The following is a 16,522-nucleotide window of genomic DNA, read 5'->3' on the forward strand; positions in this document are numbered from 1 at the left end:
TGGACGATCGATCGACGGATCAATAACGTGATACGGCATGTATTGATTTGATCGAAAAGTCTTCTCCCCGAAGGAAAGTCTTGATTGTGACTGCGATTGCTGTTGTCGGCATTGGCTGCAGACTTCCAGGACATATCGAATCCCCGGACGCCTTGTGGGGCGCGCTTCTGGCAGGCACCGACCTCGTTGGGGAGATTCCGTCGCAGCGCTGGAATGCCGACGATTATTACGAACCCGTAGCAGGCGTGGCGGGCCGCTCGGTTTCGCGCTGGGGCGCGTTCCTGGACGACCCGTCGGGCTTTGATCATCGCTTTTTCGGCATCGGCGAACCCGAGGCCGTCGCCATGGACCCGCAGCACCGGCTGTTGCTCGAGGTCACTTGGGAGGCCGCCGAACATTCCGGTCGCGATCCGCGCCGCCTGTTTGGGACCGATGCCGGCGTGTTCTTCGGCCTCTCGCATCAGGACTACATGCAGGTCACGCGTGACGCAGGTGCAATGGGCCTCGCCTACGCTTTCACGGGAACGCCCTTCAGCATGGCGTCAGGACGGGTCGCCCATGCGATGGGGCTCACGGGTCCTGCCATCACCATGGATACGGCCTGCTCGTCCAGTCTCGTCGCCGTGCATGCGGCTCGGCGAAGCCTGCTCGCGCGCGAGTGCCACGTTGCGTTTGCCGGCGGGGCCATGTTGATGTTCTCGCCCACGACATTCGCCTCGGCGTCAGGGCTCGGCATGTTGTCGCCGACCGGGCGTTGTCATGCGTTTGACGAGCGCGCCGATGGCTTCGTGCGCGCCGAAGGCTGTGGGGTGGTGATGCTCAAGCTACTGAGCGACGCCCTGCGCGATAGCGATCGCGTGCTCGCGGTCATCCGCGGTAGCGCCGTCAATCAGGACGGACGCACGCACAACATATTGGCGCCTTCCCGCGCGGCCCAGATCGCGGTGATCGATCGTGCGCTTGCCGAGGCGCAGGTTGATCCCTCATCCGTCGGCATGATCGAGGCGCACGGCACCGGTACGCCGGTGGGCGATACTGAGGAGTTCCATAGTCTCTCAACACGGTATGGACGACATTCGCCCTGCGCCCTCGGCTCGCTCAAGAGCAACCTTGGCCACGCGGAATCGGCGGCGGGCGTCCTGGGCCTGATCAAAGCGACGCTCGCGCTGGCACATGGCGTCGTACCGCGATCCGTTCACTTCCATCAGCTGCCTGCGCATCTCCGGCCGATCGAGACTCAGCTCTTCGTCCCGACGGACACCGCGCCCTGGCCCTCGACCGGCGCTGACGGACTCCGCCGCGCGGCCGTATCGTCCTACGGAATGTCCGGCACGAATGCCCACGTCGTGCTCGAACAAGCCCCTCACGCGCCAGCTTCATCTTGTTCGCCGCAAGCCGCCGAAACACACGATCAGCCGTGGTTGTTTCCAATTTCTTCGACCTCGCCGGAGGCGCTTCGCGTTTCGGCCGGGCGACTTGCCGCTTGGCTGGACGCGAGCGCCGGCCGTCGTCGCCCCGGTGACGTCGCGCGGACCCTCGCCTGCAGGCGCGGGCACCGGCCCGTCCGGCACGCGCTCATTGCGACAACGCTCGGCGATCTGACAGCGCAATTGCGCAGGCTCGCGACCGATCAGTCCATCGATGCAGATTGGGCCGACCAGGATAGAAGCGGTCCCGTCTTCGTATTCTCCGGACAGGGGTCGCAATGGGAGTCGATGGGCGCGGCACTGATTGACATCGATCCGGTCTTCGCCGGGATGGTTGGCGCCATTGAACCTCTGATTCAGACCCTCTGCGGTTTCTCTGTGACCGATGCCCTGCGTCGACCGGCGCAACTCGACGGCATCGAACGGATCCAGCCCGCCATCTTTACTATCCAGGTCGCGTTGGCGGCGTCTCTGAAGGCCCAGGGCGTGGTGCCGTCGGCAGTGATCGGCCATTCGATGGGCGAAGTGTCGGCGGCAGTCGTGGCCGGCGCGCTCTCGCTCGAAGATGGCGTGCGGGTGATCTGTCATCGCGCCATGCTGTGCCAAACGCTCGCTGGATCCGGTGCAATGGCAGTCGTCGGGATGACGCCGGCGGCGGTTCGCGAAGATCTTGCGCGCCGACGGATTGACGACGTCGAGATCGCCGTACTGGCTGCTCCGGCCTCGACGGTGGTGGGGGGCGCTGCCGTGGCCGTGCAGCGCCTCGTCGCTGCCTGGCAGGCTGAAGGCCGCTCCGCCCGCGAGGTCGCGGTCGATGTGGCCTCGCACACGTCGCAAGTGGAGCCGATCCTCGCGCAACTGTCGGAGCGCCTTGCGGGGGTGACTGCGCACAGTCCGCACACACCGATGTACAGCACCGTGCTGCTTGATCCGCGCGAATCCCCCGTTTGCGATGGCGCTTACTGGATCGACAACCTTCGGCAGACGGTCCGCTTCCGTCCGGCTGTTCAGGCGGCGCTCGAAGACGGACATCGCGTATTCGTCGAGCTTTCGCCACATCCCATCGTGTCCCACGCGGTGTTGGAGAATGCTTCCGCAACGGACTTCGCCGTCCGCGCGCTTGCGTCGATGACTCGCGGCGAGCCCATGCACAACGGGCTTCTGGACCTGGTCGGCGCCATCTATGTCGCCGGCGCTGGGATCGACTTCAATGTTCTTTATCCGGATGGCCAGCTGCTTGACCTCCCGTTGCCGGCCTGGACGCACTATCCCCTGTTCCTAGCGCCGGCGAGGCCGGCCGTAGCTCCGCATCATGTGCCGTCGACGCATCCGCTGTTGAACGTCCACCGCGTCCTGCACGAAGAGCCGGAACGCCACGTCTGGGCTTGTGAGGTTGGTCTCGATGCCCACCCCTGGCTTGCGGACCACCGGGTGAACGGAACGCCGCTGTTCCCGGGCGCTGGCTTCTGCGAAATGGCGCTCGCCGCCGCGCGCACAGCCCTTGGCACATCGCTCGTCGAAGTGCAGACGATCACGTTCGACCACGCGTTGCGGTTGGAGCCATCGATCCCGATCGTCTGCACGGCAGTGCCGGACCGACCGGCTGAGCTGAATTTCAGGCTCGAGAGCCAGGCGAAGAGCGAAGCGCGGGTCCATGCAAGCGCCCGGCTTTCTGGCGCTACCTCTGCAAAGCTGCCGGCCGCGCACGACGTAGCCGCGCTACGCGCCGTTCACGCGACGCCCGTCGCCGTGGACGAGGTGTGGCGGTGGTTCGACTCGCAGGGCATCCAGTACGGCCCGTCATTTCGCGCACTGGCCCCGGGCTTGGCGTTGTCAGCGGACGGCGCTTCGCTCTTTGCGGATCTTCGGCTCCCGACCTCGTTCCGAACGGGCGCGCGGGGCTACACGGTGCATCCCGTGCTGCTTGACGCGTGCTTCCAGTCCGTCGGGGCGTTCGCCCGGGTGGTTTCGGAGACAAACGGGCGCTTGCTGCTGCCGCTCTCGGTGCGAAGCCTCCGGCTCCACCACACGGACGCCGACGCCGCCCACTGCATCACCCGCCTGGTCGCGATCGACGCCCTGCACGTCGAGGTGGATATCGATCTGCTCGACGCCTCCGGTCGCGTGCTGCTCAGTGTCGATGGATTGGCGATGGGGAGCGGCGCGGCCGAACAGCATGCCGATGCCGTCGCCTGCAACTCGCGCCTGCTCGACATAACCTGGCAGTCATGGGACATCCCGCGTGCCACGGCCAGGCCGGACGACGGCGCCTGGCTGCTGCTCGATGCCGATGATGCGGGGCACCGCTTGATGTTGGACTTGGAACGAGACCTGCGCCTGCAAGGGTTCAAGTCCCGCATCCTCAGCAGCGCCGGAGCGGGGAAGGGGGGCGCATGGCGCGGGCAGGTTGAAGACGCTCTGCATCAGCATCGCCCTGGAGCCGTGGTGGTGGTCTTGCCACGCGGTAATGAGCCGGCGAGTCCCGACGTATCTCGGGCGAACATAAGCAGCCTGCTGCACGTGACCAACGCGCTGAGGCAATGCGAGCGGCGGCCCCGCCTCTTCGTCGTCACATGTATGGCTCAACGCGTATTGCCAGACGACACCGTTCAGCTCGCGCACGCCGGAGTGCGCGGATGGCTGCGAGCCGTCGGCGCCGAGCTTCCCGCACTCCATCCGACCCAGATCGACGTGAACCCGCAGGCGGACGTGTCATTGCTTCGGTCTCAGTTGCTGAGCGGCTCGGACGAAGACGAAACGGCGCTGCGCGGAGCGAGTGCATATGTCGCACGGCTGCAGCGAAGCTCCCTTGGTCACGCCGATCGCCGTATGGTGGACCGCGACGCGACCCGCGATGGTCTTCGCCTGGAAATCCGCGTGCCTGGTGACCTTCAGAGCCTGGAGATGGCGGCCTACGAGAGGCGTGCGCCGGGCGGCGGCGAGGTGGAGGTCGCCGTCCATGCCACCAGTGTCAATTTCGCGGATGTGCTCGTTGCCCTTGGCCGCTATCCATCACTTGATGGCCGTGCGCAGGGGCTTGGCCTGGACTTCGCCGGCATTGTCACCGCCGTCGGGCCTGGCGTTTCGGCATTTCGCGTTGGCGACCGCGTGGCCGGGCTCTGCTGTGGGGGCGCCTGGGGCACGTATCTGACTTGCGATGCACGCCTGCTTGTCGCGATACCGCGCAGGCTCACGGATGCCGAAGCGGCCGCCATTCTCACGACAAGTGCCACGGCGATGTATGGCCTCGAGGATCTGACCCGGATCGGGCCTGGCGACAAGGTGCTCATTCACTCGGCGACCGGCGGCGTCGGGCAGGCGGCTGTGGCCATTGCCCGCGCGGCTGGTGCAGAGATATTTGCAACAGCGGGCTCCGAGGCGCGGCGAGAGCTGCTGCGCGCCGACGGCATCCGCCACGTCTACGATTCTCGAACCGCGGCATTCGCCGAGCAGATCCGGCAGGACACGGCAGGTTACGGCGTGGACGTGGTTCTCAACTCGCTCACGGGCGCGGCCCAGCGCGCCGGCCTGGGGCTCCTTGCGGCGGGCGGGCGGTTCATCGAGATCGGCAAGAAGGACATCTATGGCGGCACGTGGCTGGAACTGGCTCCGTTCAAGCGTAACCTCTCGTTCTTTGCCGTCGACCTTGCGCAGATGTGCACGACTGCTCCGGCCCGCGTGCAGGCGCTGCTCTCGCGAGTCATGCGTCTCGTTGGGGAGGAGCGGCTGCCCCTGCCGGACATCGCGACCTATCCCCTCGCCGACGCGGCTGACGCCATTCGCATTGTGAGCGGCGCCGGTCACACCGGAAAGCTCGTGCTCACGGTTCCAATGACCGGCCGTTTCCGGGTGCCGGCGGCGCCGGAACGCTTCACGCCGTTCAGGCGCGATGGTGCGTACATCGTCACTGGCGGCCTTGGCGGGCTCGGCCTGTTCCTCGCTGATGCGATGTCTGCCGCCGGCGCTGGTCGCGTGATCCTCAACGCGCGCTCCGAGCCCACCGATGCGGCGACGAGCGTGCTGAGCGCGATGAAAGCACGAGGCACCGAAGTTCAGGTGATAAGTGCGGACATCGCCGAGCCGTCGACTGCACGGCGCGTAGTCGGAGCTGCCACGGCGACCGGCCTGCCGCTGCGAGGTGTCCTGCACGGTGCAGCCGTCGTCGAGGACGGCATCCTCGCCTCCGTCACGGAGGAGAGGCTGCATCGAAACTGGGCCCCCAAGGCGGAAGGCGCCTGGCATTTGCATGCGGCGACGCTGAAGCAGCAACTCGACTGGTTTTGCTGTTTCTCTTCGGTTGCGGCGCTGTTCGGTTCGCCTGGGCAGTCCGCGTACGCCGCCGCCAACGGCTGGCTCGACACATTCACACAGTGGCGGCGCGCCCAGGGGCTGCCGTCCTCGGCGATCGCCTGGGCGGCGTGGGCGGATATTGGCGCCGGTGCGCATCTCTCGGCCCGCGGCGATGCGCGCATGATCGAGCCACGGGACGGTGCTTACGCATTCGAGACGCTGCTGCGGCACGACCGCGGGTATGCCGCGTATGTCCATCTCGACGGCGCCCCATGGCTGACGTCGCTCGCTGCGCGCAGCCCGTTCGGGGCGGCGATGTCGCAGGCCGCAGAGGCCGCGGGCGAACCGGCGCGCCGCCTGCGCATGGAGTTGAGACGCGCGCCGCCCGGCGAGCGCCCGGCCCTGCTGCGGCGTCTGATCATCGAGCATCTCGGTGTCATCTTGCGCCGCCCGGTGAATCCGGACCGCTCGTTTTTCGATTACGGCCTCGACTCACTCGGGACGCTCCAGCTGCTGATTGCGCTCGAGGCCGACACAGGCATCCGGCCCCGTTCCGTGAACGTGACGACCGTGCGTGCACTCGCCGACTCGCTGAGTGGCGCCATGCAGGAACTGCAGCCCGCTGGAGCAGATGCAAGTGACTGATCTGCGTCCGCTGCACGATTGGTCAGGGCCTCCGGCGGGGCTGACGCTGTGGCGTCCGTCTGCTGCGTCGATGGAGAGTGCGAAACGCGCGCCGGTGTCTCCCGTATTGCCGAGCTTCGAACAGGAGCAGCATCTGCGCGCCTTCCGTGCCTGTGAGCAGCGGCACGAGGCGATGGCGCGGCTGCTCGTCGTCGTGTGGGAAGAACCCGGGCGGTGTGACCTCAGAGCCATGACCCATGTGGTGACCGAGCATCTGCGCAGGCACGACACCTATCACAGCTGGTTCGAAGAGCGCGGCGGAGCAATCGTAAGGCACGTCCTCACAGAACCCGCGGCCATCCAGATGGAGCCTTCGACACTGGGCGAGATATGCGCGGAGGATTGGCAGAAACATGTCATGGCAACTCCAGCACCGTTTGCATGGGATTGCTTTCGATTTGGCATTCTCCAGCGCACGAGCGGGTTCACTTGCTTCGCAAGCATTGACCATTTGCACGCCGATGCGACCATCATAGCGTTCCTGATGACGGAGATCCGCTCAGCGTATCGCGCTGTGCTCGACGGCGAGAGGCCGCTTCAGCCGGGATCGCCGGGAAGCTATCTGGATTACTGCAGCAGTCAGCGCCAGCGGGCGGCCGCGACGACGCTGGCGGATCCCGAGGTGAGCCGATGGATCGCGTTCCTGCACCGCAACGGCGGGCGGATGCCGTCTTTCGCGCTGCCGCTCGGTGTGCTGGAGGATCGCTATCACGCGGAGTACGTGCATGTGGATGTCCTCGAAGAGGCCGTCATGGACGCATTCGAGTCCGCGTGCCACGCTGCCGGCGCGCGGGCGATCGGCGGCCTGCTGGCGTGCGCAGCGCTGACCGAACGGGAATTGGCTTGCCGCTCGCACTACAGTGTCGTCACGCCGACGACGACGCGAAGATCGCCAAAGGCTTTCAGGACAAGCGGTTGGTGCGTGGGAGTGGTTCCAATCGACTTCGACGTGCAACAACGAAGGTTTCCTGAACTTGCCTTCGCGGCCCAGCGCAACTTCGACGACCGGATGAGCCTGGCCGAGCTGCCGATCGAGCTCGTGCTGGAGCTGGCGGCCGGATTGCCGACGGTCGGGTCCGCTGCGTCAGGTGGCGTCATGCTATCCTATATGGATGTGAACGTTCCTCCGCTCAGCGCCCAGATCGCCCGCGAATGGCATCAGGCGGATGGGAGGGTCTATATCAACCAGGGCATCGCCGCGCAGGTTGCGATCTGGTTGTTCCGTACGCAACGCGGGCTTTCGCTCACGGCGGCCTATCCGGCAAACGAGACAGCCCGCACATCCATGCACCGCTATATCAAGGCGTTTGCGGACGCATGCCGCCGGGCCGCCGACGCATCGATGCCGGCGTACTGCGATGCCGGTCGCGAACGATGACGCATGCGATGGCGCACCCGGCAAACGTATCGAGTATGACGCCGGCATTCTTGTCCTTCGCAGATCAGGCGATTTATCTCGCGCATGTCTCGCTCGGGCAGCACGCGGTCATTCAGGTGCTGTGGCGCTACCTGCGGCCTGTAGACATGGACGCCTTGACGAGGTTTCGTGACAGCCTTGCGCACGGTCATCTGGCGCGGCTGATCCGGCCAGCGCTGCTTCCGTTTGGACGGCACCAATGGGTCAGCGCGCCGCCGCCGTCGGCTGCCATAGCTGCCGTGGTGGGGCCGCTTGCCCCCGAGGCGACGCAGGCGTGGGCCGACGCCCAGGTGGAGCTTGCATTGGATCCCGTGCGCGGACCAGCATGGAGCTTGACCTCCCAGGGCTTCACCGATGGCTCCACGGTGGTCTCGCTCGTCGTGTCGCATTGCATCGCAGACGGGCTGACGATCGCAATGGCCGTGAGCGAGGCGGTGCGCGGAGAGCGGCGTGTACCAATCTATCCGGGAGTTCGGACGGCGCGGCGCGCTGCGACGGCGCTGGGTGCCGAGCTCCAGCGCATTGTGCGTGACGCGCCAGCGACGTTTCGAGCGCTCGGCCAGCTGGCCCGTACGGCATCCACCTCGCTCGGCACGTCCAACACATCCGCCGCATCGCCGGTGGTGGCAACCGAGGATGACCGGACAATCGTGTATCCGTCGGCCTTCCTGCGCGTGCCCACGTCGGTCTGGGACGCCAGAGCACGGAGCCGCGGTGCGAGCCGCCTCACGCTCCTGACTGCGATCACTGCCCGCTTCGCCGAGCTGCTCGGTCGCGTCCGCGATGATGAAGTGACCCTGTTGATTCCCGTGAACCAGCGCAAAGGTCTGTCGCACACCGGCGGGAACGACGTCGCCCTCGCCACATTGAAGGTGCGTGTCGACGAACCGCGCGGGCGCCTGCATGCGTTGCAGCGGCGTCTGCGGGCCACGCTGCTGCGGACGAGACAGGAGCCTAATCGACTTGCCGCGCTGCTGCCGTTGGTGCCCTTTGTGCCGCGACGCGCATTTTGGGCTGCCAGCCATCTGGCGCTTGGCGCGCTCGCCGACCTGCCGGTCACCTGTTCGAACCTGGGCGACTTGCCCAAGGACGTGCTCCTGATCGATGGCGACGCGGCCGATCGAATCTGCTTTCGCGGCATCGACCGCCCGGTCGCGCGCCGCGCGATCGAGGCGCGTCAAGGCGTGGCGACGCTCTTCGCCGGCGTCATACCTGGATATATCGCCCTGAGCTTCGTTGCCTACCAGCCCGGCGTGGTCACGGAGCCTCGGCATCTTCGTGCGCTCGTGGAAGGTCTCTTGGCCGATTGCGAACTCGCTGGCGAGTTTTTTGATGCTTGAGACGAGCACGGCCGGCACCCCTGCACACACGCGGCACCGCCTCGCCTGGCTGGACCAACTTGCCTACGAATTGTTCCGGGTCACCGGCCGGAGCCAGCTGATGCAATGCCTCTGGCTCTATGATCGTGACGTGAACCGCGCCGCGCTGGTGCAAACATATGAACGGCTCACGGCGTTGTCCTTCAATCGGCTCATTGAGCCGTCACCTCTACCATGGGGCAGGCCACGTTGGGTGAAGCCGGCCGCAGGGTCCATTCCGTTCGAGCAGAGTTCGGACCTGCTGCCACGATCGCAGCTGCTGCAATGGGCTAACCAGCAAGCGCGCGCGCCGATGGACCCTGTCATCGGTCCCGCCGGGCGAATGGCCATCCAGCCATTCGACGATGGCAGCACAGCCGTGAGCATCGTCGGATCGCATCTGCTGCTCGACGGGATGGGGGCCTTGCGCGTCATCGCGTCTGCCGTGAACGGCACAGGCGTCCCGAATCCGTACTTGCCCAAAGGCGCCCGCGGGCGGCTGTCCGGGTGCCTGTCGGACGCCTGGCAGATCCTCGCCGACGCTCCGCAGACGGTTGCCGCACTCGCTCGGATCGCACACGCGAACTGGTACCGACGCGCCGCCCCCGTAAAGGGTCCGGCCCTTGCAGCCGTTGAGGTGGGTCACGACCCCTCGACGATCGTGGAGCTTCCAGCCGTTGCGGTGACTGTTGAATCGCGCGCCTGGTTTGCGTGCGAGCAGCGGCTTGGCGGTGGCATGAGCACGCTGCTGCCGGGCTTCGTGGCGTCCTTGGCATCGAGTCTGGGCCGTCGCCGTTGCTCGGATGGCGCCGTCAGCCTGCTCGTCCCAAGAAGCCGAAGGCGTGGGCTGGCCGACGAACGAGCGCTGGCGATCGAATTTCATATGATGAACGTCGCGCCTGAAGGGCTGACCAAGAGTCTGGAGCCGGTGAATGCAGCGAGGGCTCTGCTTCGTGGCGCGAGGAAAAGTCAGACCGATGTGCTGACTTCGTTGCTCCCTGCCATCGCTTGGATGCCCCGCACTGCGGCAAAGACGCTGGTGAACGGGCTGTTTGATTATTCCGATGAGCTGCCGGTAAGCTGCTCCGACCTTGGAATGCTGCCGGAAGGGCTCGCGCGCATCGACGGCGCGCCGTGCCGGCACTTGCTGACACGAGCCGTCGATGTCAACGTCTCACGCCAGGACCTGGAGCGTTCCCATGGTCATCTCGTCGTCGTGGCCTCCCGCTACGACCAGAAGGTTTCTCTGTGCATCGAGGCCTGCCAGTTGCACCCCACACCAACCACGGCCGACGAACTCCGCCTGCTGGTCGCTCGAACGCTCGCCGAATTTGGACTTGAGGCGGTCATAGACGCCTGAGGTCGGCGGCTATTGCATGTGAATTCGGAATCAAGGGAGATAGGACTTTGACGGACGGCGGTCGCCTCGTGCAGCAAGAGGCCAGGGGACCTGAGGGTTGAGCCTATCTCCTGCCAACAAACGGCGCGGCGGCGCGCGCGACGCCGGGGCGGACGACGTGCTGTGCTATATGGACCAGGCCTCATTCGTCGGATTGCGGGCGCTCGGACGCGGGCCGGCGCTGCAAGTCACCTGGCTGTATCCGCACGCGATCGATGAGGCCGCCGTGGCGCAGTTCAGTGAGCGGCTCGCACAGGGGTTGCTGGGACGCCTGCTGCAGCGTTCACCCTTGCCCTGGGGGCGGCACCGTTGGGTGGCGAACCCTGTGCCGGGCCCGGTGGCGTGGTTTAGCGATCCGCTCCCCCACGAGTTTCTCCCCAAGTCGCGACGTAAGCTGCTCGATCTGCCGGTGGATCCCGAGCGCGGACCTGGCTGGCGCCTGGCAGTCCAGGCGCTGGAGGGCGGCGGCTGCGCGCTGACGATGCTGGTGTCGCACACGATCGCCGACATGCAGGCCACCAGCCAGGCCATCGCCGACGCGGTGGCTGGCCGACGTATCGACTACGGGTTCCCCGCCCCATCCTGGCGATGGTCTCCGGTGAGGCTGGCGCGCGACAGCGTCGAGAGCCTGCGCGCGCTGCCTGGTGTTTCGCGCGCCGTGGTGGCTCTCGCGCGGCGGTCGCGCAAGGGGAGGGCGCGTTCGAACTCCGGCCCGCGAAGCCGGGACGGCTTGGAGCCGGCAGTGGACGTGCCGCTCGTGCAGGTGGTCATCGACGCAGGCGCGTGCCAACAGCGTGCGTCGGATCTGGGCGTTGCCAGCAACACGCTGATCATGGCGTTCGTGGCACGGCTCGCCTTCCGGATGGGCCGCGTGGACCCGTCAGGACGCGTGAAGCTGGTGCTGCCGGTCAGCGACCGTCATTCGGGTGACCGCCGCGGCAACGCGCTGCGGTCGATCACCGTGATGGCGGACCCCGATACGTGCCGCAACGATCCGCGCGCCTTGCAGCGGGATCTCAAGGCCGCACTGGCCTCGCTGATTCGGAACGGCGATGACTTGTCACCGCTATTTCCACTGATCCCCTATGTGCCGCTGTGGCTGGCGCGCCGCCTGGAGCGGGAGGCGCTTGGGGCGGACCTTCCCGTCGGATGCAGCCTGATCGGTGAATTGCCGCTCGACGTGAACTGCCCCTGCGGCGAGGCGCTGCTTCTGCAGATTTCTTTGCTGGAGCGCTATACGGCCTCGCAGCTCAATCGACTGGGTGGCGTGCTCTTCATCCCGAGCTACCGTGTCGGCGAGCGGCTATTCATGACCGTGTCCGGATACGTGCCGGACCGCGTGACGACCTGTGCTCGGTTGGCACCATTCGTGCGCGATGCGCTGGCGGATATGTGCATATGCGGGACGGTGAGTTGAGGCAACCTCACACCAAGGAATGTAGCGCTACGATCAGGATGAAGAACGCAAAGGTTTCGTGCTCAAGCAACGCGTAGCGCGTCGACGATCTTCATGCGGGCAGCCCGCACGGCCGGCAGGAATCCTCCGAGGAAGCCCATCACGAGGGCGAAGACCAGCGACCGCAGGACGATGCCGGGCGTTAGCACAAACCGAAACGCAAGCTCGGAGAGCGACGTCCAGTTGAGTGTCGTGATCCTCACCTGCGTCATGAGTGACGCCAACAAGATTCCAACGACCCATCCGATCAGCGCGAGCAGCAGCGCCTCGACGAGGAATGCAACCAAGATCCGCGAGCGCCGAAATCCGAGCGCGCGCAGCACTCCGACCTCCATCATGCGGCTGGCCACGGCCGCGTACATCGTAATCGTCGCGCCGATGACTGCGCCGAGCGAGAACATCCCCGAGAGCGTGAGCCCGAGAATCTGAATGAACCCGGAGAGCAGGCGTGACTGCTCCTCATAGAAGATACGCTCGCGCTTGGCCTCGATGGTGAGGCGAGGATCAGCTTCAAGGCGCGCCTTGAGCGCGTCGAAGCCGGAGCGGTCGGCGAGTCGCACCGTGATCGAAGAGAAGAAGTCTCGTCGGAACGATTGCATGAGCTGCTCGCTGTCGCCCCATATCTCGGAATCGAACCCGCTGCCGCCGGCGTCGAACCGACCCACGATCCGCCACTCCCGCTGGGCAAACCGGAGGCTCGATCCAATCTCGATGTCTTCGAAGCGCCCCGCGAGGGCTCGGCCGATTACGATCTCGTTCGATCCCGGACGAAACATGCGCCCCTCGGCGATCTGCACGTGCGGACGCACGGCGAGCGCGGCCGGACCGACGCCGCGGATCAACAGGTTGCTGGCCTGCCTGGTCTTGCGCCTTGGCTGCGCGATCAAGACCGCCACTTCCTTCGATACGAGCGGCGCCCCTTCGGCCCCGATGACGATTTCCGGCTGGCTTTCGATGATCCTGGCCTGCCGGCGGTCGATCAGGCTCTGGATCTCGACCTCCGCAGAGCGGCGCACGAAGATGACGTTGGTGTCTTCGCCGGTCGCGACCAGCGTCTGCTTGAGCCCGGAATCAAGCATGAGCACAGCAGCATAGACGAAAACCACGAGAGCCATGCCCGTCGCGGTGAGAAGATTGGTGAGCTTGCGCTCCTGCAGGTTTCGTAAGCTGTAGGAGAGCAGCAGCGGCATGATCAGCCCAACGCCCGAAGGCCGTCGACGATGCGGACACGGGCTGCCCTGCGCATCGGCAATAGTGCGGCGAGAATCCCGACCACCAACGCTGCAAGTGCCTGCAACATGACGGTGTTGACGCTTACGAACAGGGTCGGGAACAGCGTGGCGGAGAGCTCGGCAAGGCGCGCGGCGACCGGGGGCGTAAGCGCGATGCCGATCGCACCGCCGATCAACGCTATCAGGACGGATTCCCCGAGGATCAATCGCGCCACGTAGCCGGGACTGAAGCCGATGGCTTTCAGCGTGGCGTACTCGCGGAGTCGCTCGCGGGCCGTCATCGCCATGGTGTTCGCCATCACGGCCAGGATGATGAAGATCACCACGAAGGAGACGACACGAATGGAAATCAGGATCGCCTCGGTCTGCTTCACGAAACCGATCTGGAAAGCGCGCTCGGTCTCGGTGAGCGTCTCGGCCAGTGAGTTTCGAAACACTTCGTCGATGGCTTGACTGACGTCTGCAACGCTGTCCAGGCTAACGACGTCCACCGCGAACACGCCCACCTGGTCGGCTTGTGCCTTCGAGCGCACACGCAGTATCTCGTTCAGGTAATCCCAGCGGAAGAATAGCTGCGAGGTGTCGGTTTTGGGATCCCGGCCGTCGAAGACGCCGCAGATCACAAACTCCCAATTGCCGGGGAAAATGGTTCCGCGCAGCTGGATCACGTCGCCCGGCTTGAAGCCGTAGCGTTTGGCGAGCTTGCGCCCGACAATCGCGCCGCGGCGCTCGCTCAGGAAGGCGCGCCGCACCTCGTCCGGCACCAGGAGCTCGGGGAACATGTCGAGATAGCTCGCGGCATCGATCGCAAACTGGGGAAAGAAGTTTTTCGAATCCTTGTAGACGCCGCCGAACCAGCTCAAGTGGGTGACGCGCCGCACGCCTTCGACGGCGCTGATGCGCTTCTGATAGGATTTCGGCAGCGGAAGCGTAAAGGAGATGGCGTTGCGGGTCAGAAGCCGCGAAGGAACGGCGCCATCCACCCCCGCATACCACGTCTTGACGACGGTCTGGAGCACGCCAAAGGCGAGGATCGCGACGATGAGACCGACGAGCGTCAGGGAGGTGCGGAGCCGGTGCCGCAAGACGTTGCGTGCCACGAGCTTGAGCCACTGGCTCATGGTCGGCATTCACTCAAGGCGCTGCTCCACGAGGTAAGAGAGATCGCCCTTCTCCAGATTCATGATGCGTTTCGCATGCGCGGCGGCGCGGTGATCATGCGTGACCATCACGATCGTCTTGCCCATGTCGCGGTTCAGCCGCTGCATGATCTCGAGCACCTCCTTCGCCGACTGCCGGTCGAGGTCGCCCGTCGGCTCGTCGGCCACCAGCACGGTCGGGTCGGTGACGATCGCCCGCGCGATCGCCACGCGCTGCTGCTGTCCACCCGAGAGCTCGGAGGGCAGATGTTTGACGCGATCGCTGAGGCCGACCAGACTGAGCGCGAGTTGCGCGCGGTCCCGGCGGTCGCGCCGCCCCAGGCTGGTAAGCGTGAGAGGCAATTCGACGTTCTCGAGCGCCGTGAGCACGGGCATCAGGTTGTAGAACTGGAAGATGAAGCCTACGTTCGCGGCGCGCCAGTCGGCGAGTTCGGCTTCCGGAAGGAGCGTGATGTCCTCGCCCCCCACCGTGATCGAGCCATGATCCGGACTGTCGATGCCGGCGATCAGGTTGAGCATTGTCGATTTGCCCGACCCCGACGGACCCATCAGGGCGAGGAACTCCTTGCGACGGATGTCGAACGTCAGTCTGGAAAGAACCGGGACGATCTGCGCGCCGCGGCGGTAGCTCTTGCTTACGTCGCTCAGCGCGATCAGCACGTCCGCTCCGGTCGGCCGGTCGGAGATGGAAAGCACGGTCACTTCGTGGCCTGCTTCACTGCGCGTCCGTCGACGAGATCTTCCAGCGGCCGGACCACGACGCGCGTGCCGGCCTTGAGGTCGCGAACCTCGATCTGGTCGCCTATCTTTTCGCCGAGATCCACGTTCCGCAGACGGGCCTTGCCATCCTCGACGACATAGAGATGCTGGCGCCCATCGACCTCGAAGACGGCGGCCGCCGGCACCGCGAGAACAGGCTTGCGCTCCTTCTCCGATACTTCACGCTCGAGGAAAGCCACCTTTGCGCTCATCTCCGGAAGCATCCTCGGGTCGCGCTGCACGAACCGGATTTTCACGAGGGTCGACGCCTTGGCGCGATCCACGGTCGGCACCATCCGGCTGACCACGCCCTCGAAACGCTCGCCGGGGATCGCGTCCAGCTGGATCTCGACCGGTTGCCCCACGTGGATGCTCAGGTACGACGACTCCGCCACGTCGGCTTCCACCTCCAGCGAGTCCATGTCGGCAATGGTGACGACCGCGCCCTTGGTGTCGACCGCCTGCGAGAACGGGGTGATGGTGTCGCCTACGTTGGCGTGCCGCGTGAGGACGACGCCGTCGAAGGGCGCTCGGATCTGGGTCTGTCCGACGGCAACTTCGGAGGCGCGGAGATTGGCCTGCGCCGCGGCGATGGCGGCCCCGTATCCGTTAAACGCAGCGCGCGCCTTGGCGAGGCGTGCCTCGGCGCTTTCGCGCGTCGAATCGCTGATGATGTTCTTCTCGCCGAGGGCCTCGGAGCGCTTGAACGCGATTTCCGCCTGCGTCAGCTCCGCCCGCCCTTGGGCCAGGTTGGCTTCCGCAACCTGCACGTTGGCGGCTGCCTGGTCGCGCACCGCCACAGTGTCGCTGCTCTCGAGCCGGGCGATCACCTCGCCCTCGTGCACCTTGCTGCCTTCGAGCACGCCGAGCCACTCGAGACGGCCTGTCGCCTTCGAGGCGACGGACGCCTTGCGTTGCGCAACGACGTAGCCGGTCGCGTTCAGCAGCGTCAGCGCCTGCGACGGATAGACGGAGTAGACGACCGCCGTCTCGACGACGATCTGCGCATGGCTGCGCCACACCCACGTCGCGCCCCCGATACCGACGAGCAGGGCGAGGAGAAGCACGCGCCCCAGGATGCGGCGCAACTGCCTGCGGCGCCGGGAGCCGGCGCTACGGTCGATTGCAAGCGCGGAAAGATCGGAGGCGTCGGCTGCGCCGTCGCTTAGGGCCTGGGGCAAAGTCATGGTTTGATCATGGATTTCCGAACAAAACAGCGCAGACTTTGAAGAAAATATCCTGTTGAGAAAGCCTTAAGCCATGCGCTTGACCGGTGTCATTAGCATGAAGGGTCGCGCTTGACATCCATGATTTCGTATTCTCCAAATCTTCTCATGGCT

At 65.6% G+C, this 16,522-nt stretch carries 9 protein-coding genes; 5 read left to right on the plus strand and 4 right to left on the minus strand.

The annotated features are described in order from the left end of the window. Positions 1–86: 86 nt before the first annotated feature. The 5 genes from pks2 (at position 87) to E4K64_RS03585 (ending at position 11,992) form a co-directional block, all read left to right on the plus strand. Positions 87–6,362: a sulfolipid-1 biosynthesis phthioceranic/hydroxyphthioceranic acid synthase gene (pks2, locus tag E4K64_RS03565; RefSeq protein ID WP_235884544.1), complete on the plus strand. Its 6,276-nt coding sequence runs from the start codon at positions 87–89 to the stop codon at positions 6,360–6,362. After that, entirely contained in the window at positions 6,355–7,779 is a 1,425-nt protein-coding gene (locus tag E4K64_RS03570; protein WP_167771788.1) for a condensation domain-containing protein, read from the plus strand. Before pks2 ends, E4K64_RS03570 begins: the two co-directional genes overlap by 8 nt. A gap of 35 nt (positions 7,780–7,814) precedes the next feature. Then, on the plus strand, positions 7,815–9,158 hold the full coding sequence (locus E4K64_RS03575) for a WS/DGAT/MGAT family O-acyltransferase (RefSeq protein WP_135162203.1): 1,344 nt from the start codon (positions 7,815–7,817) through the stop codon (positions 9,156–9,158). Next, complete coding sequence (locus E4K64_RS03580; RefSeq protein ID WP_135162204.1) at positions 9,151–10,536, plus strand: hypothetical protein; 1,386 nt, start codon at positions 9,151–9,153, stop codon at positions 10,534–10,536. Before E4K64_RS03575 ends, E4K64_RS03580 begins: the two co-directional genes overlap by 8 nt. A gap of 97 nt (positions 10,537–10,633) precedes the next feature. Continuing rightward, complete coding sequence (locus E4K64_RS03585) at positions 10,634–11,992, plus strand: hypothetical protein (protein WP_135162205.1); 1,359 nt, start codon at positions 10,634–10,636, stop codon at positions 11,990–11,992. A 62-nt stretch (positions 11,993–12,054) separates the two neighbouring features. On the opposite strand, the gene E4K64_RS03590 is transcribed toward E4K64_RS03585, so the two are convergent. Genes E4K64_RS03590 through E4K64_RS03605 form a run of 4 tightly spaced genes read right to left on the minus strand, consistent with a single transcriptional unit; the run spans position 12,055 to position 16,369 of the window. Next, positions 12,055–13,221: an ABC transporter permease gene (locus E4K64_RS03590; RefSeq protein WP_135162206.1), complete on the minus strand. Its 1,167-nt coding sequence runs from the start codon at positions 13,219–13,221 to the stop codon at positions 12,055–12,057. Positions 13,222–13,223: 2 nt separating this feature from the next. Beyond that, positions 13,224–14,384, minus strand: coding sequence for an ABC transporter permease (locus E4K64_RS03595; protein WP_135162207.1), 1,161 nt, complete (start codon positions 14,382–14,384; stop codon positions 13,224–13,226). A gap of 9 nt (positions 14,385–14,393) precedes the next feature. Then, on the minus strand, positions 14,394–15,083 hold the full coding sequence (locus E4K64_RS03600; protein WP_167771789.1) for an ABC transporter ATP-binding protein: 690 nt from the start codon (positions 15,081–15,083) through the stop codon (positions 14,394–14,396). Positions 15,084–15,121: 38 nt separating this feature from the next. Further along, positions 15,122–16,369, minus strand: coding sequence for an efflux RND transporter periplasmic adaptor subunit (locus E4K64_RS03605; protein ID WP_135162209.1), 1,248 nt, complete (start codon positions 16,367–16,369; stop codon positions 15,122–15,124). Between the last annotated feature and the right edge of the window lie 153 nt (positions 16,370–16,522).

The sequence above is a fragment of the Bradyrhizobium frederickii genome, from assembly GCF_004570865.1.
Classification (GTDB): domain Bacteria; phylum Pseudomonadota; class Alphaproteobacteria; order Rhizobiales; family Xanthobacteraceae; genus Bradyrhizobium; species Bradyrhizobium frederickii.